The 24,307-nt window shown below is 39.8% G+C and carries 22 protein-coding genes and 1 pseudogene; all 23 read left to right on the top strand.

From position 1 onward, the window contains the following. The first annotated feature begins 7 nt into the window (after window positions 1-7). The 23 genes and pseudogenes from OK414_RS21805 to rbfA all read left to right on the top strand — a co-directional run bounded on the left by OK414_RS21805 (window position 8) and on the right by rbfA (window position 24,235). A complete protein-coding gene (locus OK414_RS21805) occupies window positions 8-1,051 on the top strand; it encodes a protein-glutamate methylesterase/protein-glutamine glutaminase (RefSeq protein ID WP_263045048.1) in 1,044 nt (347 codons plus the stop codon). 14 nt (window positions 1,052-1,065) lie between these two features. After that, window positions 1,066-3,045: a chemotaxis protein CheA gene (locus tag OK414_RS21800; protein ID WP_263045047.1), complete on the top strand. Its 1,980-nt coding sequence runs from the start codon at window positions 1,066-1,068 to the stop codon at window positions 3,043-3,045. Window positions 3,046-3,075: 30 nt separating this feature from the next. After that, window positions 3,076-3,504, top strand: a complete 429-nt coding sequence (locus OK414_RS21795) for a chemotaxis protein CheW (RefSeq protein WP_014458457.1) — start codon at window positions 3,076-3,078, stop codon at window positions 3,502-3,504. A 50-nt stretch (window positions 3,505-3,554) separates the two neighbouring features. After that, window positions 3,555-4,049 (top strand): chemotaxis protein CheD, encoded by a 495-nt coding sequence (locus OK414_RS21790; protein WP_095378722.1) that lies wholly within the window; start codon window positions 3,555-3,557, stop codon window positions 4,047-4,049. Window positions 4,050-4,098: 49 nt separating this feature from the next. Further along, on the top strand, window positions 4,099-4,860 hold the full coding sequence (locus OK414_RS21785; RefSeq protein ID WP_013084772.1) for a FliA/WhiG family RNA polymerase sigma factor: 762 nt from the start codon (window positions 4,099-4,101) through the stop codon (window positions 4,858-4,860). Window positions 4,861-4,875: 15 nt separating this feature from the next. After that, entirely contained in the window at window positions 4,876-5,403 is a 528-nt protein-coding gene (locus tag OK414_RS21780) for a hypothetical protein (RefSeq protein WP_263045046.1), read from the top strand. Window positions 5,404-5,561: 158 nt separating this feature from the next. Continuing rightward, window positions 5,562-6,281: a 30S ribosomal protein S2 gene (gene rpsB / locus OK414_RS21775; RefSeq protein WP_013058850.1), complete on the top strand. Its 720-nt coding sequence runs from the start codon at window positions 5,562-5,564 to the stop codon at window positions 6,279-6,281. A gap of 107 nt (window positions 6,282-6,388) precedes the next feature. Continuing rightward, window positions 6,389-7,270 (top strand): translation elongation factor Ts, encoded by an 882-nt coding sequence (gene tsf, locus OK414_RS21770; RefSeq protein ID WP_013058849.1) that lies wholly within the window; start codon window positions 6,389-6,391, stop codon window positions 7,268-7,270. 76 nt (window positions 7,271-7,346) lie between these two features. Beyond that, complete coding sequence (pyrH, locus tag OK414_RS21765) at window positions 7,347-8,069, top strand: UMP kinase (protein ID WP_013058848.1); 723 nt, start codon at window positions 7,347-7,349, stop codon at window positions 8,067-8,069. A 2-nt stretch (window positions 8,070-8,071) separates the two neighbouring features. Then, window positions 8,072-8,629 carry a ribosome recycling factor gene (gene frr / locus OK414_RS21760; protein ID WP_013058847.1) on the top strand — a complete coding sequence of 186 codons (558 nt, stop codon included), beginning with the start codon at window positions 8,072-8,074 and terminating at the stop codon, window positions 8,627-8,629. A 134-nt stretch (window positions 8,630-8,763) separates the two neighbouring features. Further along, window positions 8,764-9,546 carry an isoprenyl transferase gene (locus tag OK414_RS21755; protein WP_013084770.1) on the top strand — a complete coding sequence of 261 codons (783 nt, stop codon included), beginning with the start codon at window positions 8,764-8,766 and terminating at the stop codon, window positions 9,544-9,546. A gap of 18 nt (window positions 9,547-9,564) precedes the next feature. After that, window positions 9,565-10,356: a phosphatidate cytidylyltransferase gene (locus OK414_RS21750; protein ID WP_034649227.1), complete on the top strand. Its 792-nt coding sequence runs from the start codon at window positions 9,565-9,567 to the stop codon at window positions 10,354-10,356. 35 nt (window positions 10,357-10,391) lie between these two features. After that, complete coding sequence (gene dxr / locus OK414_RS21745) at window positions 10,392-11,540, top strand: 1-deoxy-D-xylulose-5-phosphate reductoisomerase (protein ID WP_013058844.1); 1,149 nt, start codon at window positions 10,392-10,394, stop codon at window positions 11,538-11,540. Window positions 11,541-11,618: 78 nt separating this feature from the next. Continuing rightward, the gene (rseP, locus tag OK414_RS21740) at window positions 11,619-12,878 is read left to right on the top strand and encodes an RIP metalloprotease RseP (RefSeq protein ID WP_034649233.1); all 1,260 of its coding nucleotides are present in this window, start codon (window positions 11,619-11,621) and stop codon (window positions 12,876-12,878) included. A gap of 105 nt (window positions 12,879-12,983) precedes the next feature. Next, the gene (locus OK414_RS21735) at window positions 12,984-14,681 is read left to right on the top strand and encodes a proline--tRNA ligase (protein WP_034649235.1); all 1,698 of its coding nucleotides are present in this window, start codon (window positions 12,984-12,986) and stop codon (window positions 14,679-14,681) included. 118 nt (window positions 14,682-14,799) lie between these two features. Continuing rightward, a complete protein-coding gene (locus OK414_RS21730) occupies window positions 14,800-19,110 on the top strand; it encodes a PolC-type DNA polymerase III (RefSeq protein ID WP_263045045.1) in 4,311 nt (1,436 codons plus the stop codon). 364 nt (window positions 19,111-19,474) lie between these two features. Then, complete coding sequence (gene rimP, locus OK414_RS21725) at window positions 19,475-19,945, top strand: ribosome maturation factor RimP (protein ID WP_013084764.1); 471 nt, start codon at window positions 19,475-19,477, stop codon at window positions 19,943-19,945. 37 nt (window positions 19,946-19,982) lie between these two features. Then, the gene (gene nusA, locus OK414_RS21720) at window positions 19,983-21,095 is read left to right on the top strand and encodes a transcription termination factor NusA (protein WP_013058839.1); all 1,113 of its coding nucleotides are present in this window, start codon (window positions 19,983-19,985) and stop codon (window positions 21,093-21,095) included. Window positions 21,096-21,108: 13 nt separating this feature from the next. Beyond that, window positions 21,109-21,390, top strand: a complete 282-nt coding sequence (gene rnpM / locus OK414_RS21715) for an RNase P modulator RnpM (RefSeq protein WP_013058838.1) — start codon at window positions 21,109-21,111, stop codon at window positions 21,388-21,390. Next, window positions 21,390-21,689: a YlxQ family RNA-binding protein gene (locus OK414_RS21710; protein WP_013058837.1), complete on the top strand. Its 300-nt coding sequence runs from the start codon at window positions 21,390-21,392 to the stop codon at window positions 21,687-21,689. Before rnpM ends, OK414_RS21710 begins: the two co-directional genes overlap by 1 nt. A 22-nt stretch (window positions 21,690-21,711) precedes the next feature. Then, window positions 21,712-23,580: pseudogene (infB, locus tag OK414_RS21705) on the top strand (translation initiation factor IF-2); the annotation flags it as partial. Then, window positions 23,577-23,855 carry a DUF503 domain-containing protein gene (locus OK414_RS21700; RefSeq protein ID WP_016765375.1) on the top strand — a complete coding sequence of 93 codons (279 nt, stop codon included), beginning with the start codon at window positions 23,577-23,579 and terminating at the stop codon, window positions 23,853-23,855. The pseudogene infB and the gene OK414_RS21700, both read left to right, overlap by 4 nt. A gap of 14 nt (window positions 23,856-23,869) precedes the next feature. Beyond that, on the top strand, window positions 23,870-24,235 hold the full coding sequence (gene rbfA, locus OK414_RS21695; protein WP_013058834.1) for a 30S ribosome-binding factor RbfA: 366 nt from the start codon (window positions 23,870-23,872) through the stop codon (window positions 24,233-24,235). Window positions 24,236-24,307: the final 72 nt, after the last annotated feature.

Genomic DNA, 24,307 nt, shown 5'->3' with positions numbered 1-24,307 from the left:
AATTAGAGTGAATGAAATAAAGGTGCTTATTGTAGATGATTCTGCATTTATGCGAAAGCTAATCGGCGATTTTTTAGCATGTGACAGTCGTTTTCACGTTGTGGGTACCGCACGTAACGGTGAAGAAGGGTTAAAAAAAGCGCTCGAGCTGTCGCCAGACATTGTGACACTTGATATTGAAATGCCCAAAATGAATGGCTTAGATATGTTAAAACAGCTCATGCTTGTGAAGCCCCTTCCTGTTGTCATGTTATCGAGTACAACAATAGAAGGTGCTGAAAATACGCTGACCGCTATGCAGTACGGCGCAGTTGATTTTGTTGCTAAACCTTCGGGAGCTATTTCGCTGGACTTACATAAAGTGAAAGATGAGCTTATCTCTAAACTATTGCTTGCTAGTAAAGCCAACATATCTTCAAGCAGTCATCAGCACGTACGAAACAGCAGTGTATACAACCTCCCGATGGGGACGAAAGTGAACAAAATGATTTGTATTGGCACTTCTACTGGAGGACCGCGTGCGCTGCAAGAAGTATTATCAACTGTTTCAAAAGACATAAGCGCACCTATTTTTATTGTGCAGCATATGCCTCCAAATTTCACAAAATCATTAGCGCTTAGACTAAATCAGCTAGCTGATATTGAAGTAAAAGAAGCAAAAGACAATGAAATCGTTCGCTCAGGATGTGCTTATATTGCGCCTGGAGGTTTTCATATGACGGTTGTAGAGAAAAAAGGACAGCTCAGCATTTGTTTAGATACTTCTTCACCTGTAAAGGGACATCGCCCCTCAGTGGATCGTTTGTTTCAGTCGATTAGTAAAATTTCAGGTTATCAAAAACTTGCTATTGTGTTGACAGGAATGGGTGCCGATGGAACAGAAGGGGTTATTGATTTAAAGAAAAATAAAGATGCGCTTATATTGGCTGAATCGGAAGAAACGGCTGTCATTTATGGGATGCCCAAATCAGCCGTTTCTACAAAACTTGTTGATTATATTGAACCGCTGCGAAACGTTGGAAGCTTTATTTCTCGCTACGCACAGAAATAGGAGGGAAAGTTACGATGGATATGAATCAATATCTAGAAGTGTTTATTGAAGAAAGCAGGGAACATCTTCAAAACGTTAATGACCAGCTAATGCGTTTTGAAAAAAATACCGATGATCTTGGCTATGTAAACGAAATTTTTCGGTCTGCTCATACGTTAAAAGGTATGTCTGCAACAATGGGATTTGATGATTTAGCACAATTAACTCACAAAATGGAAAACGTGTTAGATGCTGTTCGAAATCACCAACTCGACGTTCATACGGAAGTTCTTGATGCTTTGTTTGAATCAGTCGATGCGCTAGAAATAATGGTTCAATCTATTTCTGAAGGCGGCGATGGTCAGCTTGATGTCAAATTGCTTGTTCAAAAGCTGCAGCGTATTGTAGCAGAGGAACCTGTAGCACAGCATGCAGCTTCTTCCATTGAGTACGATGAATTAGTACAAACGCTGCTCAGCCAAACAGCAGACCAAGGATTTAACGCGTTTGAAATAACCGTACAGCTTGAACGCACCTGCTTATTAAAAGCTGCACGCGCTTATATGGTATTTGATGTGTTAGAGCAAGCAGGAGACGTCATTAAGTCAGCGCCAACTGTTCAAGATATCGAACAGGAAAAATTTGAATTATCTTTTATCGTTTTACTAGTAACAAACGAATCACAAGAAAAGCTGCAGGCGAGCATTATGGAAGTCTCTGAAGTAGAAAGTGTGAAAATTGCTGCGGTCCCCGTAAAAAAGGAGACAGAAATGGAGGGGCTTGTTTCACCAAAAGTAGCAACAGCCATACAGGAAGTTACTATGTCAGAACCTTCCAAATTTCCTGTTGAAGAGAAAAGACCGCCCTCAAATAACAAGACGATTCGAGTTAATATTGACCGTTTGGACAGTCTTATGAATTTGTTTGAAGAACTGGTTATTGATAGAGGCAGGTTAGAACAAATATCAAAAGAATTGAATAATAGCGAATTAGACGAAACGGTAGAGCGGATGTCTCGTATTTCGGGAGACTTGCAAACAATTATTTTAAACATGCGTATGGTGCCTGTAGAAACCGTTTTTAATCGTTTTCCCCGTATGGTGAGACAGCTTTCAAAAGATTTAGGGAAACAAATTGAACTTCAAATTGTCGGAGCTGATACAGAGCTGGACCGAACCGTCATTGATGAAATTGGAGATCCGCTTGTTCACTTATTAAGAAATGCCGTTGACCACGGAATTGAAATGCCTCAAGCACGCTTAGAGAACGGAAAGAATGAAAAGGGAACGATTCGCCTTAAAGCTTATCATAGTGGAAATCATGTCTTTATTGATTTAGAAGATGACGGGGCGGGCATCAATCGTGAAAAGGTACTGCAAAAAGCGTTGGATCGAGGAATTATTGATGGGAAAACAGCTGAAACGCTGACGGATAAACAAGTGTACGAGCTCATTTTTGCTTCGGGCTTTTCGACGGCTGAGCAGATTTCAGATGTTTCCGGACGAGGAGTAGGTTTAGATGTCGTGAAAAACACGATTGAATCGCTAGGGGGTTCTGTAACGATCGATTCTAACGAAGGATACGGTTCGCGTTTTTCTATTCAACTGCCGCTCACTCTTTCTATCATTTCTGCTTTACTCGTGCAAATGAGTGAAGAGCGCTATGCCTTGCCGCTTTCTTCGATTATTGAAACAGCTATTGTTCAGCCCAAAGAGGTCATGCATGTACACGGTCAAAAGGTTATTGACTTTCGAGGAGCCATTATTCCTCTTCTTGATTTAAAAGAACTATTCACTGTGCCTAACTCGGTACAAGGTGATCATTATTCAGTAGTCATCGTGAAAAAAGGAGAAAAGACCGCTGGGCTAATTGTTGATTCTTTTATCGGTCAGCAGGAAATTGTTTTAAAATCTTTAGGTCATTATCTGCCGGGTGTGTTTGCTATTTCAGGAGCCACGATTTTAGGGGATGGACAAGTAGCACTTATCATTGATTGCAACGCTTTGATTAAATAACAAATGCTGTGAAAAGAAAGGGAGAAAGGCATGAAAATTATTGTGTTTCAATTGGGAGACGAGGAGTACGGAATCTCAGTAGAAGAAGTGCAGTCGATTGAAAAGATTCAGCACATAACACGCGTTCCTGGAGTAAAAGAATATGTAAAAGGTGTTATTAACCTTCGCGGTGTTATTACACCGATTATTGATTTGCGCACTCGTTTTAACTTGCAAGAACAGCTTAACCATGAGCTGACACGTATTATTATGGTTCGTCTTAATGATGTAGAAGCAGGTTTGATTGTCGATGCGGCAAATGATGTAGTGGATATTGATGAAAAAACGATTGCTTCAGTGCCTGAAACAGTTGAAGGAACAGCTGTTGAATACTTAAACGGAGTCGTTAAAGTAGATAGCCGTTTAATTGTTCTTCTAAATTTACCTAAAGTGCTCTCTTTAGAAGACCACCTCCAGTGAGTCAAACGAATAATGGATATCACGCTGAAGGTTCTAGGAGTTGAAGAATCGTGAGAGATGATAAACAAGTGATTAAGGTAGGGATTGCCGAGATGAATGTTACACATGCACCCGCAGTGCTTCGAACAGCGGGATTAGGATCATGTGTAGGAGTTGTCGTTTATGACTCTGTTCACTCAGTAGCTGGGCTCGCTCATGTGATGCTTCCGGATTCAAGCGGAGCTAAATGTCCTTTTAATAGAGCTAAATATGCAGATACAGCCATTTTTGATTTGATAAATATGTTGATTAAACAAGGCGCACATAGAAAATTGTTAAAAGCAAAAATAGCAGGAGGCGCGCAGATGTTTCAATTTGAACCAAGAAATGATGTCATGCGAATTGGCCTTCGAAATGTTCAAGCAGTAGAGAGAGAGCTGCATAGAAACAGTGTAGAAATTGCAGCAAAAGCTACAGGAGGACACAACGGACGCACAATTGAATTTGATCCTCAAACGGCTATTTTAAAGGTTCGTACGATTAACGAAGGGATAAAAACGATATAAAGCGCGCTCTGATCGTTTAATAGCGCTATAAAAAGGAGTTGAAAGACCCTTGAAAAGTATACAAGAAGTTGAAGAACATAAAATTTGGCAGGAATGGAGAGAGACGAGAGACTCACATGCGGGAAACATGCTTGTTAAAAAGTATATGCCGCTCGTTAACTATCACGTTCAGCGGATTAGCGTGGGGCTGCCGAAAAATATTCATAAAGAAGAGCTTCGTAGTTTAGGGTTAATCGGTCTTTACGATGCTTTGGAAAAGTTTGATTACGGTAGAGACTTAAAGTTTGATACATATGCGTCTTTTCGAATTCGAGGGGCGATAATAGACGGGCTTCGTAAAGAAGACTGGTTATCAAGAAGCGCAAGGGAAAAGACGAAAAGGATTGAGCAAGCAACAGAAGCACTTGAACAAAGATACTTGCGCAGAGTTGCACCAAGTGAGGTTGCAAAAGAAGTGGGCATGACAGAAGCAGATGTCGTTCATACGATGAATGAAGGCTTTTTAGCTAACGTGTTGTCAATGGAAGAACAGCCGAAAGAGTATGAAGATGGAGAACAAAAATATACGATTAAAGATGAAAAAACGCTCTCTCCTGAAGAGGAGCTAATTAACGACGAACGATATCAAGAGCTTGCTGAAGTTATCGAGCAGCTAAATGAAAAAGAGCAGCTCGTTGTTTCATTATTCTATAAAGAAGAGTTGACTTTTACAGAAATCGCACAGCTGTTAGGGCTATCTACTTCACGTATTTCTCAAATTCATTCGAAAGCGCTGTTTAAAATGCGTACGAGTTTAAGTAAAATAATTTAGCAAAGAGGTAAAAGGATGGGGTTTTTACTCACAGTTAGTTTTTTAATTCATGGTCTATCACTGTTTTGCATTATTCTTTTATATATGCAAGTGACCAAAGTGAAAAGGATTGAACGCTTGGACCAGCAAAATATAAATAAAATGGAAGCTGCGATGGGTTCATATCTCGCTGAATTTCAAGAACAAAACGAACAGTTTTTAAGGCAGCTTCGAGAGAGTTCCACTTCGCTTTCTTCGGAAGTGGAAAAAAGCAGCGTAAAATCACCTTTGGTAGATGAAGAAGACGTGCCTGTTCAAAGGGTGGATCTAAAAAGTGAGCCGTCCCAGTCGCTGCATGAACTTCTTTCTATAGAAGAAAATCAGAAGCATATATGCACACCTTTTGATGAATTAACTACAGACCAAATTCAAGATTTGTCAGGTGAAGAGATAAAAGAATTTTCTGTTTATTTAAAGAGAAAAGGTTTAACAATTGAAGAAATTGCAAAACATTTACACAGAGGGAAAACTGAAATTGAATTATTATTGAAATTTCATCAATAAACTTAATGAAACGCTTGCTTGTGAAAAAGGAGTGTGCTATATTTGTTTTTGGTGTTATTACACACGCTTGTTGATTCGGTTGATGGTGCTACTTTTTGTAGTTTCGGCTGAAGATGAAATGAGCGGAGGAGACTTAAAACCATTAGGAGGAAAAACACATGTCAGTAATTTCAATGAAACAATTACTAGAAGCTGGTGTACATTTCGGTCACCAAACTCGCCGTTGGAACCCAAAGATGAAGAAATACATCTTCACTGAGCGTAACGGCATCTACATTATCGATCTTCAAAAAACAGTTAAGAAAGTAGAAGAAGCGTACAAATTCGTTAAAGAATTAGCTGCAGACGGCGGTACTGTTTTATTCGTAGGTACGAAAAAACAAGCTCAAGATTCTGTTAAAGAAGAAGCAGCTCGCGCTGGTATGTACTTTGTTAACCAACGTTGGTTAGGTGGTACATTAACTAACTTCTCAACTATCCAAAAACGTATCAAACGTTTAAAAGATATCGAAAAAATGCAAGAAGACGGTACTTTCGAAGTACTACCTAAGAAAGAAGTAGTTCAACTTAAAAAAGAGTTAGAGCGTCTTGAAAAATTCTTAGGCGGCATTAAAGATATGAAACAACTTCCAGATGCATTATTCATCATTGACCCTCGTAAAGAGCGTATTGCAGTAGCGGAAGCTAAAAAATTACACATTCCAATCGTTGGTATCGTAGACACTAACTGTGATCCAGACGAAATTGATTATGTAATCCCTGCAAACGATGATGCAATTCGTGCTGTTAAACTTTTAACTTCTAAAGTTGCTGATGCTATTCTAGAAGCTAAACAAGGTGAAGAAACAGCAGTTGAAACTGAAACAACTACTGCTTAATTCCGTGAAAGGTGATAAGAGGGAATAGCCTTTTATCACCTTTTTTTGAAAAGATTTAACCCATTTATATACATTAATTACATACCCAAACAAGGAGGCTATACATTATGGCAATTACTGCTCAAATGGTAAAAGAATTACGTGAAAAAACTGGCGCTGGTATGATGGATTGTAAAAAAGCGTTAACTGAAACTAACGGTGATATGGAGCAAGCAATCGATTTCTTACGTGAAAAAGGTATTGCAAAAGCTGCTAAAAAATCAGACCGTATTGCTGCTGAAGGTCTAACTTACATCGAAACTCAAGGTAACGAAGCTGTTATCTTAGAAGTTAACTCTGAAACTGATTTCGTTGCGAAAAACGAAGGTTTCCAAAAATTAACAAAAGAATTAGCTGCTCACATCTTAGCTAACAAACCAGCTGACGCTGCTGAAGCTGCTACTCAAAAAATGGAAAACGGTGCAACTGTTGAAGAACACATCAACTCTGCAATCGCTACAATCGGAGAAAAATTATCTCTACGTCGTTTTGCTGTAGCAACAAAAACTGATGCTGATGCATTCGGTGCTTATCTACATGCTGGCGGACGTATCGGTGTGTTAACAGTATTATCTGGTACAACTGAAGAAGCTGTTGCAAAAGACGTTGCTATGCACATTGCTGCAATCAACCCTAAATACATCTCTCGTGACCAAGTTTCTGCTGAAGAAACTGAGCGTGAGCGCGAAGTATTAACTCAACAAGCATTAAACGAAGGCAAACCAGAAAAAATCGTTGCAAAAATGGTTGAAGGTCGCCTTGGCAAATTTTTCGAAGATATTTGCTTACTAGATCAAACATTTGTTAAAAATCCTGATCAAAAAGTACGTCAGTTCGTTGAGAGCAAAGGCGCTACTGTTGAAAGCTTCGTTCGTTTTGAAGTAGGAGAAGGTATTGAGAAACGTCAAGACAACTTCGCTGAAGAAGTAATGAACCAAGTTAAAAAGTAAGGGTTTGACCGTATAGGGAACACTGTGTGTTCCCTTTTTTACAAAAGAGATCTCACCGTTAACGATGGAGGTAAGCATGAGTCAAGCAAAATATAATCGTATCGTATTAAAGTTAAGTGGAGAAGCATTAGCTGGTGAAGAGGGTTTTGGTATTAACCCATCCATCATCAAATCTGTTGCTGAACAAGTAAAAGCCGTTTATGAATTAGGTGTGGAAATTGCTGTAGTCGTTGGTGGTGGAAACATTTGGCGTGGTAAAATTGGCAGTGAAATGGGTATGGATCGTGCCGCTGCTGATTATATGGGAATGCTAGCAACAGTAATGAACTCTTTGGCTCTTCAAGATAGCTTAGAGAACATTGGTGTGCAAACACGAGTTCAGACTTCTATCGAGATGAGACAAGTAGCAGAGCCTTATATTAGAAGAAAAGCTGTTCGTCATCTCGAGAAAAAACGCGTTGTTATCTTCGCCGCGGGTACAGGAAACCCTTATTTCTCTACAGATACAACAGCAGCTTTGCGTGCAGCTGAAATTGAAGCTGACGTGATCTTAATGGCTAAAAACAACGTAGATGGCGTTTATAATGCGGATCCTAAGCTTGTACCTGATGCTGTAAAATACGAAACATTAACGTATATTGATGTTTTAAAAGATGGACTAGCTGTGATGGATTCTACAGCTTCTTCATTATGTATGGACAATGATATTCCGCTAATTGTTTTTTCAATTACGGAAGAAGGCAATATTAAACGTGCCGTTACAGGCGAAAACATTGGAACAATTGTAAAGGGGAAATAAACATGCCAAAACAAGTGTTGCAAAACGCAAAAGAAAGAATGGAAAAAGCAATTCAATCATTTAGCCGCGAACTAGCATCAATTCGTGCTGGACGTGCAAGCGCGTCACTTCTTGACCGCGTAACGGTAGAATACTACGGTGCACCAACACCAATTAACCAATTGGCGCAAGTAAGCGTGCCTGAAGCTCGTATGCTTGTTATTCAGCCTTATGACAAATCACAAATTGGTGAGGTTGAAAAAGCTATTTTAAAATCTGACTTAGGGTTAACACCTACAAGCGATGGAACTATTATCCGTTTATCGATTCCTGCTTTAACGGAAGAGCGTCGTCGTGAGTTAGTGAAAATGGTGAAAAAATATGCTGAAGAAGCAAAAGTTGCGGTTCGTAACGTACGCCGTGATGCAAACGATGATTTCAAAAAGTTAGAGAAAAAAGGTGAAATTACTGAAGACGATTTACGCGGCTACAGTGATGACATTCAAAAGCTAACAGATGATCATATTGTAAAAGTGGATAAAGTGGCGAAAGATAAAGAAGAAGAAATTATGGCAGTTTAAGTCATTTCAAGGTAAAATATATTGTAAAAGACCCTCTATTGTTTACAGGGGGTTTTTTTGTTAATAATGTGTAGTAAGAAAAAACTCACATAAGCCACACGTTTATGTGAGAGCGTACAACGGGGGACCTTTGCATGTTAAGAAAATTTCAAGCATGGAAGAAAAGTCAAGATTTAAATACACTGTCTTTGTCAGAACGAAAAGATCAAGTGAAACAGCACCCTGTTCCTGAACATATTGCAATTATTATGGATGGGAACGGTCGTTGGGCGCAAAAACGAGCTCTTCCTCGCATGATGGGCCATCATGAAGGAATGAAGGTAGTACGTCATGTGACCAGATCGGCCAATGAATTAGGTGTTAAAGTATTAACTTTATATGCATTTTCCACTGAAAATTGGAAGCGCCCCAAAATTGAAGTCGAGTTTTTAATGAAACTGCCAGAGGAATTTTTAACAACCTTTCTGCCTGAGCTAATTGAAAAAAATGTGCAAGTTCGTATTATGGGGGATAAAAGTGAGCTCCCTGCCCATACGATTCGAGCCGTGGATAATGCAATTGAAAAAACAAAGCATAACACAGGGCTGATTTTAAACTTCGCGCTCAATTACGGTAGCCGTCACGAAATCATGGGCGCTATTCAGTCATTGGTAGAAGATGTAGAACAGGGAAAAGTAGCTTCCTCTTCTATTTCAGAAAATTTATTTTCTTCCTATTTAATGAGCAAAAGCCTTCCAGATCCGGATTTGCTTATTCGTACAAGCGGTGAGCTTCGCTTAAGTAATTTTATGCTTTGGCAGCTAGCTTACACAGAGTTTTGGTTTACAGAAGTATTATGGCCAGATTTTAAAGAAAATCATTTAATCGAAGCAGTCGAGGCGTTTCAAAAGCGCGGTCGCCGCTTTGGTGGTGTATAAGAAGGTGTGGAAAACAAGATGAAACAGCGCATTATCACCGCGATTGTAGCACTTGCGGTATTTGTGCCGATTGTTTTAATTGGAGGGTTACCTTTTACCCTTATCATGTATGTAATCGGAACAGTTGGTGTAATTGAGCTTTTAAAAATGAAACATTTGAAAGCAATGTCTTTTCCAAGTATCATTAGTTTATTGCTAACCTGGGTGTTTTTACTACCAAATGGAAGAGATGTTGCATTTCAATTCTTAAGTGAACATAAGATAGAAGTAGCGCTTGCTGCTGTCCTTCTTTTATTAATGTACACGGTTGTAGTTAAAAATAAATTTACCTTCGATGACGTTGGGTTTATTTTATTAACGACAGTATATGTTGGCTTTGGCTTTCATTATTTTATCGAGGTTCGTCAAGAGTTCGGCTTAGCTTATTTGTTCTTTGCTTTTCTTATTATTTGGGCGACGGATTCTGGAGCTTATTTTATTGGACGAGCAATGGGAAAACGAAAGCTATGGCCGGAAATCAGTCCCAATAAAACAATTGAAGGTTTTGTCGGTGGCATCGTATGCGCTATTATAGTAGCCATTGTATTTAAGCTGTTAGCAAATATTGATCAAACTATGATCGAACTACTTGTAATTGGTATTATCGTATCGTTATTTGGACAGATGGGTGATCTTGTACAATCAGCGTTCAAACGTCACTATGGCGTAAAAGATTCAGGAAAGATTTTACCAGGTCATGGTGGGATTTTAGACCGTTTTGACAGTTTAATGTTCATCATGCCAATTTTAGCTTTTTTATTATCTCTATAAAAAAGATGTCTTTGTTTTAATAGGAGTGAATATACTTGAAGAAAATTTCCTTGTTAGGAGCTACAGGTTCAATCGGTACTCAAACCGTTGATATTGTTCGAGCGCATCCGGAGCATTTTGAGCTCTCAGCAATCTCTGTAGGTCGAAATATTAATGAAGCAAGAAAGATTATTCAGCAGTGTAAGCCAGCCCTTGTTTCTGTGATGAAGAAAGAAGATTGTCTGTCACTGCAAGCAGAATTCCCTTCTATTCGATTTGTTTATGGAGAAGAAGGGCTTGTGGAAGTGGCGACTCATCCATCCACAGAAGTTTTAGTAAATGCTGTTCTTGGAAGTGTAGGGTTGACTCCTACGCTAGAAGCAATCAAAATGAGAAAAACGATTGCTATTGCAAATAAGGAGACACTTGTTACCGCTGGTCACCTTGTCATGGAAGCAGCCAAGGAATATGGCGCTGATATTTTACCGGTAGACAGTGAGCACTCAGCTATTTTTCAAAGTTTGCAAGGGCAAGATCAAAAAGCAATAGACCGTTTAATTTTAACGGCTTCTGGAGGAAGTTTTCGAGATAAAACGAGAGCAGAACTACAGGGAGTAACGGTTGAAGATGCATTAAATCATCCAAACTGGTCGATGGGAGCTAAAATTACAATTGATTCGGCAACGATGATGAATAAGGGGTTAGAAGTGATTGAAGCACATTGGCTTTTTGATCTTCCCTATGAGAAAATTGATGTATTGTTACATAAGGAAAGCATCATTCATTCTATGGTAGAGTATTCGGATACAAGCGTTATTGCTCAGCTTGGAACGCCTGATATGCGCGTGCCAATTCAATACGCGTTAACGTATCCAAAACGCATGTCTTTGCCTAACACCAAGCGTTTAAGTTTGGCGGATATTGGTCAGCTTCACTTCGCTAAAATGGATGAAGAGCGTTTTCGCTGTTTAGCTTTTGCATTTGAGGCTGGCAAAGCGGGTGGAACACTTCCGACTGTTTTAAACGCAGCTAATGAAGAAGCTGTTCAAGCCTTTTTAGATGGTCACATTACATTTTTACAAATTGAAGATGTGATTGAAAAAGCAATGAATGAACATACTGTAATACAGAAACCTTGTTTATCTACTATTAAAGAAGTAGATTTAGAAGCAAGAGAGTTTGTTAGATCCGCCATCTCTCGATAATGTGCGTGCGAGAGAAGCCACTCACTTATTTCTGGGGGGTGGAGATTTGACTCTATTACATGAAGGGGGTAATACCCATTGAACACAGTCATTGCGTTTGTCGTCATTTTTGGAGCTCTTGTATTCTTTCATGAGCTTGGTCATTTAGTTTTTGCAAAGCGTGCAGGCATCTTATGTCGTGAGTTTGCCATTGGGTTTGGTCCCAAAATCTTTTCGTTTAAACGAGATGAAACAGTTTATACCATTCGCTTGCTGCCTCTAGGTGGATTTGTTCGAATGGCTGGAGAAGACCCAGAAATGATCGAAGTAAAGCCTGGTCAAATGGTGGGCCTCATGTTTGATAAGGAAGGCAAAGTAAATAAAGTCATTATTAATAACAAGGAACAGCATCCAAATGCAAAAGTTATTGAGGTAGAGCAAGCAGACTTAGAGCATAATCTATTTATTTCAGGTTATGAAGAAGGTGAAGATGAACGTCTGCAAAAATTCGAGGTAGCAGAAGAATCTTACTTCGTTATGGACGGAGAAGAAATTCAAATTGCACCTTACAGCCGTCAGTTTGCTTCTAAAACTCTTGGTCAGCGTGCGCTAGCCATTTTCGCTGGTCCGCTAATGAACTTTATATTAGCCTTTGTTATTTTTATCGTTCTTGGGATTTCTCAAGGATATGTTGTTGACAAACCCGTGATGGGCAAATTAACATCAGATGGAGTAGCCGTTGATGCGGGACTCAAACAAGGAGATAAAGTTCAAGCAATTGATGGACAAAGTGTTTCAACGTGGGATGATGTCGTAAAAGTAATTCAAAAACATCCTGAACAGCAAATTACATTCACGGTTCAGCGCGGCGGCAAAACGCTAGATATTCCGATTACACCTGAAAGTCGCAAAGTTGGGGAACAGACAATTGGATTAATTGGCGTATATGCACCGGTTGAAAAGTCATTCATTGGTTCGATCACGCACGGAGCTACTGAGACATATACGTGGATGAAAGAAATCTTAACGGGTCTAGGGAAGCTTGTGACAGGACAGTTCAAACTGGATATGCTTTCTGGTCCTGTAGGTATTTACGCAGCAACCGATCAAGTAGCACAGTCAGGCATTTATTATCTAATGAAATGGGCAGCCGTTTTAAGTATTAACTTAGGGATTGTCAATTTGCTTCCACTTCCTGCTTTAGATGGAGGACGACTGTTGTTCTTCGCTGTAGAAGGAATTCGCGGTAAGCCAATTGATCGTCAAAAAGAAGGCGTTGTTCATTTTATCGGTTTTGCTTTATTAATGCTGCTGATGCTCGTTGTAACGTGGAACGATATTCAAAAGTTCTTTTTATAAGACATACGCTCAGCGAGGGATATTCCCTCGCTGATTATATGAAAATTGCGGCATGGTCCGCCTTAAAAAAATAAGATAGAGAAGTAAGCAAAGAGGTGCGAGGTTATGAGACAAAGTTCTACATTGATTCCTACATTAAGAGAAGTGCCAGCTGATGCGGATATAAAAAGCCATCAGCTTCTATTGCGCGCAGGTTATATGCGCCAAAATGCAAGCGGCGTGTACAGCTTTTTACCGCTTGGTAAGCGCGTATTGCAAAAAGTTGAACAAATTGTTCGTGAAGAGATGGACCGTGCAGGTTCTGTCGAATTATTAATGCCTGCTTTACAACAAGCTGAATTGTGGCAAGAGTCTGGCCGCTGGTATTCATACGGACCTGAGTTAATGCGTATGAAAGATCGTCACGGCCGTGAATTTGCTTTGGGAGCAACACACGAAGAAGTTATCACAAGCTTGCTTCGTGACGAAGTGAAGTCATACAAACGTTTACCGCTAAATTTATATCAAATTCAAACGAAGTTCCGCGATGAAAAACGTCCACGCTTTGGCTTATTACGCGGTCGTGAATTTATTATGAAAGATGCATATTCGTTTCATGCTTCTCAAGAAAGTTTAGATGAAGTATATGATAAAATGTTTGCTGCCTACAGCCGCATCTTTGAGCGCTGCGGATTAAATTTCCGTGCTGTTATCGCTGATTCAGGTGCAATGGGCGGAAAAGATACGCATGAATTTATGGTTCTTTCTGAAATCGGGGAAGATACAATCGCTTATTCAGATACATCTTCTTATGCAGCAAATGTTGAAATGGCACCGGTTGTAAATACGTATGGAAAATCAGGTGAAGCTGAAAAAGAATTAACAAAAGTGGAAACACCAAATCAGCATAGCATTGAAGACGTAGCTGCTTTCTTAAATGTTGAAGCGACTTCTTGTATCAAGTCCCTTTTATTTAAAGTAGATGATCGTTTTGTGCTTGTACTTGTTCGCGGGGATCACGAAGTAAACGATATTAAAGTGAAAAACTATTTTGAAGCTTCCGTTGTTGAACTGGCAACTCCAGAAGAAACAAAAGAAGTATTAAAATGCGCAGTTGGTTCAGTAGGACCGATTGGAGTAAGTGATTCAGTAGAAGTGGTAGCTGATCATGCGGTAAAAGCAATTGCTAACGGTGTATGCGGAGCAAATGAAGAAGGTTATCACTACACAAATGTGAATGAGCGTAACTTTAATGCAACTTACGAAGATTTCCGCTTCATCCAAGAAGGGGATCAGTCACCGGATGGACAAGGCGTTATTAAGTTTGCTAAAGGTATTGAAGTCGGACACGTCTTTAAGCTAGGAACGCGCTACAGTGAAGCGATGGGAGCAACGTATCTAGATGAGAACGGACGCAGCCAGCCAATGATTATGGGCTGCTATGGTATCGGTGTTTCTCGTACAGTAGCTGCGATTGCAGAACAATTTAATGATGAAAACGGTCTTCTATGGCCAGAAGCTGTTACGCCTTATCAAGTGCACGTTATTCCAGTTAACGTGAAAAATGATGAACAGCGTGAACTAGGTGAGAAATTATATAATGAGTTATTAGATAATCGCTTTGAAGTGCTGTTAGACGACCGCCAAGAGCGTGCAGGAGTAAAATTTGCAGATTCAGATCTAATTGGTCTTCCTGTTCGAGTAACAGTTGGTAAACGTGCATCTGAAGGAATTGTAGAAGTAAAAGTACGCAAAACTGGGGAGTCATTAGAAGTGTCAGTTGACAATCTTGTTTCAACAGTGAAAGAACTGCTAGCGAAGTAATGAAGCAGCGGGGATTTGTATCCCTGCTGTTTTTATGTTTATAAACAGAACATATGACAGAATAGAAGTCATTTATGTTAAAATAGATTGCACTCATTTATAAAAGGAGGCAGAAAACTTGGAAGCACAAACGCTAGGAAAAAAAGAGCGTTTTAAGTTGCTGCTGCAGCAGTTAGAGCTGACGAGTGATCAAATTGTTCCTTACTTTGAAAACGCAGCGATTGAAAAGCTCGTCATTCAGAAAGAACAAAAAAAATGGCATTTCCATTTTTCTTTAGAAGGGTTATTACCTTTTGAGATTTATGAGTTATTCCATGCTCGCATGTCTTCAGCTTTTTCTCATATTGCGAGTGTTTCTTTTTCTATTCAAACCGTTAATAAAGAATGTACGGAAGAGCATGTACAGTCATATTGGAAGCATTGTATTGGAGAAATGCAGGGCATATCTCCCCTTTTACAGTCGCTTTTACAAGATCAAATGCCGAGATTGAACGGTGCCAAATTGATTGTGAACGCACGACATGATGCAGAAGGAACGGCTTTACGTAAAAAGTATAGTCAGTTAATTGCTGATCAGTATGCGTCCTATGGGTTTCCGAACCTTCAGCTAATGACGGAAGTTGTACATTCAGAAGAAGCATTTCAGCAGTTTGTAGAGCAACGAAAACAAGAAGATACAGAAAAAGTATTACAAGCCATCACAGAAATGCAAAATAAAGAAAATGAAAAAAGTGATGGACCAGACCTACCAAAAGGTCCGCTTACAATTGGATATACGATTAAAGACGAGACGGTTCGCCTGGATTCCATTGTGGATGAAGAAAAGCGAATTGCCGTTGAAGGCTACGTATTTGATGCAGAAACGAGAGAATTACGAAGCGGACGTACGCTTCTTATTTTTAAAGTGACAGATTATACAAACTCTATTATGGTTAAAATGTTTTCACGTGATAAAGAAGATATTCCTTTACTTCAAGCGATTAAAAAAGGAATGTGGGTGAAGGTTCGCGGAAGTGTACAAAACGATACATTTGTTCGTGATCTAGTTATGATTGGAAATGATGTTAACGAGATTACCGGTCCCGCTAGACAGGATACAGCGCCTGAAGATGAAAAGCGTGTGGAACTTCACTTGCATACGCCAATGAGTCAAATGGATGCCGTTTCATCTGTTGGAGCTTTAGTCGGACAAGCCAAAAAATGGGGACATCCGGCTGTAGCGATAACTGATCACGCGGTTGCACAGTCGTTTCCTGAAGCGTATGGAGCCGGGAAAAAGAACGGCATTAAAATACTGTACGGAGTGGAAGTCAATTTAGTAGACGACGGCGTGCCGATTGCCTATAATCCGCAGCATGTGGATTTGACAGAAGCAACTTACGTCGTATTTGACGTCGAAACAACCGGTTTGTCAGCCGTATACGATACCATTATTGAACTTGCTGCTGTGAAGATGAAAGAAGGCGAAATCATCGATCGATTTGAACGGTTTGCAAATCCTCATCATCCTCTGTCTGCAACAACAATTGAACTGACGGGTATTACAGATGATATGGTCCAAAATGCGCCTGAAATCTCAGAAGTACTTCGTGATTTTCATGAGTGGATGGGCGACAGTATTTTAGTTGCTCATAATGCAAGCTTTGATATGGGATTTTTAAATATGGGACTGCAAAAAATCGGATTAGAAAAAGCAGCTAACGGCGTTATTGATACGCTTGAACTCGGAAGATTTTTGTATCCGCATATGAAAAACCATCGTTTAAATACTCTTGCTAAAAAGTTTGATATTGAACTTGTGCAGCATCACCGCGCGATTTACGATGCGGAAACAACTGGCTATTTGTTAAATAAAATGCTGAAAGATGCATTTGAACGCGAAATTACGATGCACGATCGCTTAAATGATTATATGGGAGAAGGGAATGCATATCAGCGGGCCCGTCCTTATCATGCCACGCTTTTAGCACAAAACGACGTAGGTTTAAAAAATCTATTTAAACTCGTTTCGATTTCTCATTTAAATTACTTTTATCGAGTTCCGCGAATTCCAAGATCTCAGCTCGATAAATATCGAGAAGGCATCTTGATTGGAACCGCATGTGACCGAGGCGAAGTATTCGAAGGCATGATGCAAAAAGGAATTGATGAAGTAGAAGGAGCAGCTGAATTTTATGATTACATCGAAGTGCAGCCCCCTGACAACTACAAGCACTTAATTGAACTGGATTTAGTGCGGGATGAGAAAGCCTTAAAAGATATTATCAGCAATATTGTGAAGCTTGGTGAAAAGCTTGGAAAGCCGGTTGTAGCAACAGGAAATGTTCACTATCTCAATCCGGAAGACAAAATTTACCGAAAAATTTTAATTGGTTCACAAGGCGGGGCTAACCCGTTAAACCGTCATCAGCTGCCGGATGTTCATTTTAGATCAACGGATGAGATGCTGAATTGTTTTTCATTTTTAGACGGGAACAAAGCGAAAGAAATTGTTGTTCATAATACGCAAAAAATAGCGGATATGATTGACGATATTAAACCAATTAAAGATGATTTATATACGCCAAAAATTGAAGGTGCAGACGAAGAAATGCGTGAAATGAGCTATGCGATGGCACGCAGCATCTACGGTGAAGAGCTGCCTGAAGTAGTAGAAGCCCGTCTAGAGAAAGAGTTGAAAAGTATTATCGGCCACGGGTTTGCCGTTATTTACTTGATCTCGCATAAACTCGTTAAAAAATCGTTGAATGATGGTTACTTAGTTGGTTCACGTGGTTCCGTAGGGTCTTCATTCGTTGCGACGATGACGGAAATTACAGAAGTAAATCCACTGCCGCCGCATTATGTTTGTCCAAAATGTAAGAAATCCGAGTTTTTTAATGACGGTTCCGTTGGTTCCGGATTCGACTTGCCGGACAAAAGCTGCGACGATTGTGGCGTACCATTTATTAAAGATGGACACGATATTCCGTTTGAAACGTTCTTAGGATTCAAAGGAGACAAAGTTCCCGATATCGATTTGAACTTCTCCGGAGAGTATCAGCCGCGAGCTCACAACTATACAAAAGTACTGTTTGGAGAAGATAATGTATATCGCGCGGGAACAATCGGTACAGTAGCCGAAAAAACAGCTTATGGCTATGTAAAAGGCTATGCCGGTGACCGTGATTTACATTTACGAAACGCAGAAGTGGATCGTTTAGTAGCAGGATGTACGGGCGTAAAACGTACAACGGGTCAGCATCCAGGGGGGATTATCGTTGTGCCGGACTATATGGATATCTTCGATTTTTCACCGATCCAGTTTCCAGCTGATGACCGTAATTCCGAGTGGAGAACAACTCATTTTGACTTCCATTCGATTCATGATAATTTATTAAAACTTGATATACTCGGACACGATGATCCGACCGTGATTCGCATGCTTCAAGATTTAAGTGGAATTGATCCAAAAACGATTCCGACGGATGATCCTGAAGTGATGAAAATTTTTAGTGGAACGGAATCACTTGGCGTAACAGAAGAGCAAATTATGTGTAAAACAGGAACGCTTGGCATACCTGAATTTGGAACGCGCTTTGTGCGTCAAATGTTAGAAGATACGAAGCCAACGACGTTTTCAGAGCTTGTTCAAATCTCGGGACTGTCGCACGGGACGGACGTATGGCTTGGTAATGCACAGGAGCTAATTCGCAATGATATTTGCAACTTAAGTGAAGTAATCGGCTGTCGTGATGACATCATGGTTTATCTGATTTATCAAGGTCTTGAACCTTCACTTGCCTTTAAAATTATGGAGTCTGTACGTAAAGGGAAAGGGCTAACACCTGAATTTGAAGAGGAAATGATCAAAAATGGTGTTCCGGACTGGTATATTGATTCTTGTAAAAAGATTAAGTATATGTTCCCTAAAGCCCATGCGGCTGCTTATGTATTGATGGCCGTGCGTATTGCTTATTTCAAAGTGCACCACGCGCTTCTTTATTACGCAGCATACTTTACGGTTCGTGCAGATGACTTTGATATTGATACGATGATCAAAGGGTCAACTGCCATTCGAGCGAAGATGGAAGAAATCAATGCCAAAGGTTTAGATGCATCTCCTAAAGAGAAAAACTTATTAACGGTGCTTGAGCTTTCTTTAGAAATGTGCGAACGAGGCTATTCATTTAAAAAAGTAGATTTATATGAATCTAGCGCAGACGAATTTTTAATTGACGGCACGTCTTTAGTTCCACCGTTTAATGCCATTCCCGGTCTTGGCACAAATGCAGCGCTGAACATTGTAAAAGCTCGTGAAACGGGAGAGTTTTTATCGAAAGAAGACTTGCAGCAGCGAGGCAAAGTATCGAAGACGATTTTAGAGTATCTAGACAACCATGGATGCCTTGAATCATTACCTGATCAGAACCAGCTTTCTCTTTTCTAACATTTGCATAAAATAAGCGGTTATGATATAGTAATTGTGGAAATGCTAAGGATACGGACGAGAAAGAGTGGGGAAACCCGCTCTTTCTTATTGATATGAACTTACTGACATAGTAAGTAGTATGGAGAACGAATCGGCTTCTAGCATGATTCGTTTTTTCTGTAGATTTTCAATCACCATGATTGATTTATTATGTGACGTTTAAAATCCTGCAACACAAATGACAACATTTCCACTCTAGTAGGTTAGACCTCTTATAGAGTGCAAAATAAAAATAGCAAATAAACCACTCTTTTTTGATATAAGAGACATAAAAAACGCGTAACCTAAACATACCATGCAATGTCTCGAAGGGAGGATTAGAATGAGTAAAAATGTAAAACAAACAGTGGAAGAAATGGTTTCCCCTATCTTAGAGGAAATGAATTTAGAGCTTGTTGAAATTGAATACGTAAAAGAAGGAAAAGATTGGTTTTTACGTGTGTTTATCGATTCTGATACCGGCGTGGATATCGAAGACTGCGGAGCAGTAAGTGAAAAATTGAGTGAGAAAATGGATGCAGTAGACCCAATCCCTCATAATTATTTTTTAGAAGTATCATCGCCTGGTGCGGAACGCCCATTAAAAAAAGATAAAGATTTTGAACGTGCAATTGGTAAGCATGTATACATAAAAACATATGAACCAATTGAAGGTGCAAAAGAATTTGAAGGCGAATTACAATCATTTGACGGAGAAACTGTCACATTATCTATTCGTATCAAAACACGCACAAAAACGGTGGTTTTACCATATGACAAAGTCGCTTTTGCTCGATTAGCGATTGTATTTTAATGTGTAGGGGCCAATATTAAAGGGGGATTATCCAACGATGAGCAGTGAGTTATTTGATGCCTTAGTCATTCTTGAAAAAGAGAAAGGCATTAGCAAAGATGTAATTATTGAAGCAATTGAAGCAGCGCTAATTTCTGCTTACAAACGCAACTTTAACCAAGCGCAAAACGTACGCGTTGATTTAAATTTAGAAAGAGGTTCAATGCGCGTGTTTGCTCGCAAAGATGTGGTTGATGAAGTATATGATCCACGCCTGGAAATTTCGGTTGAAGAAGCACAAACAATCAACCCTAACTTCCAACTAGACGATGTGGTTGAAATCGAAGTAACGCCAAAAGACTTTGGACGCATCGCGGCTCAAACAGCAAAACAAGTTGTTACACAGCGTGTTCGTGAGGCGGAACGAGGCGTTATCTATTCAGAGTTCAGCGATCGCGAAGAAGATATTATGACAGGTATTGTTCAGCGTCAAGATTCTCGCTTCATCTATGTGAGCCTTGGCAAAATTGAAGCATTGCTTCCTCAAAGCGAGCAAATGCCAAATGAGCAGTATAAACCTCATGATCGTATTAAAGTGTATATTACGAAAGTAGAAAAAACAACAAAAGGCCCGCAAATCTATGTTTCACGTACGCACCCAGGTCTTTTAAAACGTCTTTTTGAAAAAGAAGTACCGGAAATCTATGACGGTACAGTTGAATTAAAATCAGTAGCTCGCGAAGCTGGAGACCGTTCAAAAATCTCTGTTCATTCTGAGTATGCTGAAGTAGATCCGGTCGGTTCTTGTGTTGGGCCAAAAGGTCAGCGCGTACAGGCTGTTGTAAATGAACTAAAAGGTGAAAAAATTGACATTGTTCGCTGGTCAAATGATCCAGTTGAATTTGTTGCCAACGCTTTAAGTCCATCTAAGGTAGTAGATGTGATTGTAGATGAAAATGAAAAAGCAACAACTGTTATCGTTCCTGACTATCAGCTGTCACTTGCAATTGGTAAACGTGGACAAAATGCACGTCTAGCTGCTAAGCTGACAGGCTGGAAAATTGATATTAAAAGTCAATCAGAAGCTGAACAAGAAGGTATGGTTGTAAAAAATAGCGATGATATGCTAGTAAGTCAACATGCATTTGATTCAGATGAAGATATGGAATAAGAGGTGAGCCAAGGTGAACAATCGTAAAAAAGTCCCGATGCGAAAATGTGTGGCCACTGGAGAAATGAAGCCTAAAAAAGAGCTAGTACGCGTTGTACGCTCAAAAGAAGGCGACGTTTCAGTTGATGTAACGGGTAAAAAGTCCGGGCGCGGAGCTTATGTAAGCAAGGATAAAGAAGCAATTTTATTGGCAAAAAAGAAAAATGTGCTTTCGACACATTTAGGCGCGTCAATAGATGAAGCGGTTTATGAAGAGTTGCTAGCGCTTGTAGAAAAGGAGAAACAGTCACGCTAATGAATGAACAATGGATCTCCTTTTTAGGGCTTGCAAACCGTGCACGCAAATTGATTTCTGGAGAAGAACTTGTGGTTAGAGAAGTTCGGAAACAAAAAGCAAAGTTAGTACTTTTAGCAAGCGATGCGTCTGAAAACACAAAGAAAAAAGTAACGGATAAATGTTCTTACTATAACGTTTCGGTTAAAATCGTTCCCGATCGCTACACGCTAGGTCAAGCGATTGGTAAAGATGCTCGAGTTGTGGTAGCCGTTATGGACGAGGGATTTGCTAAAAAGCTAGCAACGATGCTCGGTTAATTTTATGGGGGTGAAAGTATTGAATAAAAATACAAAATCAACAGCTAACAAAGGAAACAATAAAGGTAACAAAAAGCCACAGGCACAAAAGTCACAGGCACCAAAAGGTAGACCAGCTCCAGCAGCTGCAAAAGAGTTACCGGAAAAAGTAACGTTTGTCGGAAGCTTAACGGTTTCTGAGTTAGCAAAAGAATTAGGCAAAGAGCCTTCTGAAATTATTAAAAAATTATTTATGCTTGGTGTAATGGCAACAATTAACCAAGAGTTAGATAAAGATTCTATCGAACTAATTGCCGGAGAATACGGTGTAGAAGTTGAAGAAGAAGTAGTAGTAGATGACACTGCTTTTGAATCATTAGAAATCATTGATGACGAAAAAGATCTTCAAGTGCGTCCTCCAGTTGTTACAATCATGGGTCACGTTGACCACGGTAAAACGACGCTTCTTGACTCTATCCGTAACACAAAAGTAACGGCTGCAGAAGCAGGCGGTATCACGCAGCATATCGGTGCTTATCAAGTTGTGGTTGATGAAAAGAAAATTACATTCCTTGATACACCAGGGCATGCTGCATTTACAACGATGCGTGCTCGCGGTGCGCAAGTAACGGATATTACAATCCTTGTTGTTGCAGCAGACGATGGTGTAATGCCTCAAACAATTGAAGCGATTAACCATGCAAAAGCGGCAGAAGTGCCAATTATTGTTGCGGTTAACAAAATGGATAAAGAAGCAGCAAATCCAGATCGCGTGATGCAAGAACTAATGGAGCACGGCCTTGTAGCTGAAGAGTGGGGCGGAGAAACAATCTTCTGTAAGCTTTCAGCCATTTCAGGTGAAGGGATCGATCAATTGCTTGAAATGATTTTACTTGTAAGTGAAGTAGAAGAGTTAAAAGCAAATCCTAACCGTCGTGCAGCAGGTACAGTTGTAGAAGCACAGCTAGATAAAGGCCGTGGGTCTGTAGCAACGCTTCTTGTTCAAACTGGTACACTACGCGTAGGTGATCCAATCGTAGTCGGAAATACGTTTGGCCGCGTTCGCGCAATGGTAAATGATATTGGCCGCCGTGTGAAGGAAGTAGGACCATCTACTCCGGTTGAGATTACTGGCTTAAACGAAGTTCCGTTAGCTGGAGATCGTTTCTTAGTGTTTGAAGATGAGAAAACAGCTCGTCAAATCGGAGAAGCTCGTGCTCAAAAGCAGCTTGAACAACAGCGCGGTGAAAAATCTCGCGTAAGCTTAGATGATTTATTTGAAAAAATTAAACAAGGTGAAATGAAAGACTTAAACCTTATCGTAAAAGCAGACGTACAAGGTTCTGTAGAAGCATTGGCTGCTGCTCTTCAAAAGATTGATGTAGAGGGTGTAAATGTTCGTATTATCCATACGGGTGTAGGTGCGATTACAGAATCTGATATCATTCTTGCAACTGCTTCTAACGCAATCGTTATCGGCTTTAACGTGCGTCCGGATGCTGGAGCAAAACGTACAGCTGACGTAGAAAACGTAGATATTCGTCTTCACCGCATTATTTATAAAGTAATTGAAGAAATTGAATCTGCGATGAAAGGAATGCTTGATCCTGAGTTTGCTGAAAAAATCATCGGTCAAGTGGAAGTACGTCAAACATTCAAAGTATCAAAAGTTGGTACAATCGCAGGAAGTTACGTAACGGACGGTAAAATTACACGTAACAGTGGAATTCGTTTAATCCGTGACGGAATTGTTATCTTTGAAGGTGAAGTAGATGTGCTAAAACGCTTTAAAGACGATGCAAAAGAAGTCGCTCAAGGATATGAGTGTGGTATTACAATTAAAAACTTCAATGATATTAAAGAAGGAGATATTATTGAAGCATATGTAATGGAGCAAATTGATCCTAAATGATTGGACTAGTGGAGTGTGAATGCTTAATTTACAATGCTGCTTCTCTTAAAGAAAAACGTGCCGTGCTTCAGCGCATCTTGATGCGCTTGAAGCAGCGGTTTAACGTATCAGTTTCAGAAACTGATTTTCAAGATGTGTGGCAACGAACAAAAATTAGCATTGTCGCAGTCTCATCTAGCCGTGTCACAACGGAACAAGAACTGCAAAAAGCGCTAAGCTTGATTGATTCTTTTCCAGAGATTGAACGTACCATTACAACTTTTGATTGGTTATAAAAGGGGTGACACAGATGAACATAAGAGCAACTAGAGTCGGAGAACAAATGAAAAAAGAGATGGGCGAGATTTTAAATCGTAAAATCAAGGATCCGCGCATCGGTTTTGTGACTGTAACAGATGTTCAAGTATCAGGCGATTTACAGCAAGCGAAAGTGTATATCTCTGTTTTAGGAGATGCTGAACAGCGTGAGAATACGTTAAAAGGCCTTGCGAAAGCAAAAGGATTTATCCGCTCAGAAATCGGTCAGCGCATTCGCTTACGTAAAACACCTGAAATTACGTTTGAGTTTGATGAATCAATTGATTATGGTAATCGAATTGAATCATTGCTTCATGAAATTAAAAAAGAAAGCGATGACCATCAAGAGAACGAATAAGATCAGTGAATGTAGAAACAAAAAAGGGTGTCTCAAAAGTGGTTTTTGCTTCTGAGACACCCTTTTTTAAAT

Origin of the sequence: Priestia sp. JV24 (assembly GCF_025910025.1) — a bacterium.
In the GTDB taxonomy this organism is placed as follows: domain Bacteria; phylum Bacillota; class Bacilli; order Bacillales; family Bacillaceae_H; genus Priestia; species Priestia megaterium.
Note: the sequence above shows the minus strand (reverse complement) of the source record. Positions and strands in the feature narration are given on the sequence as shown.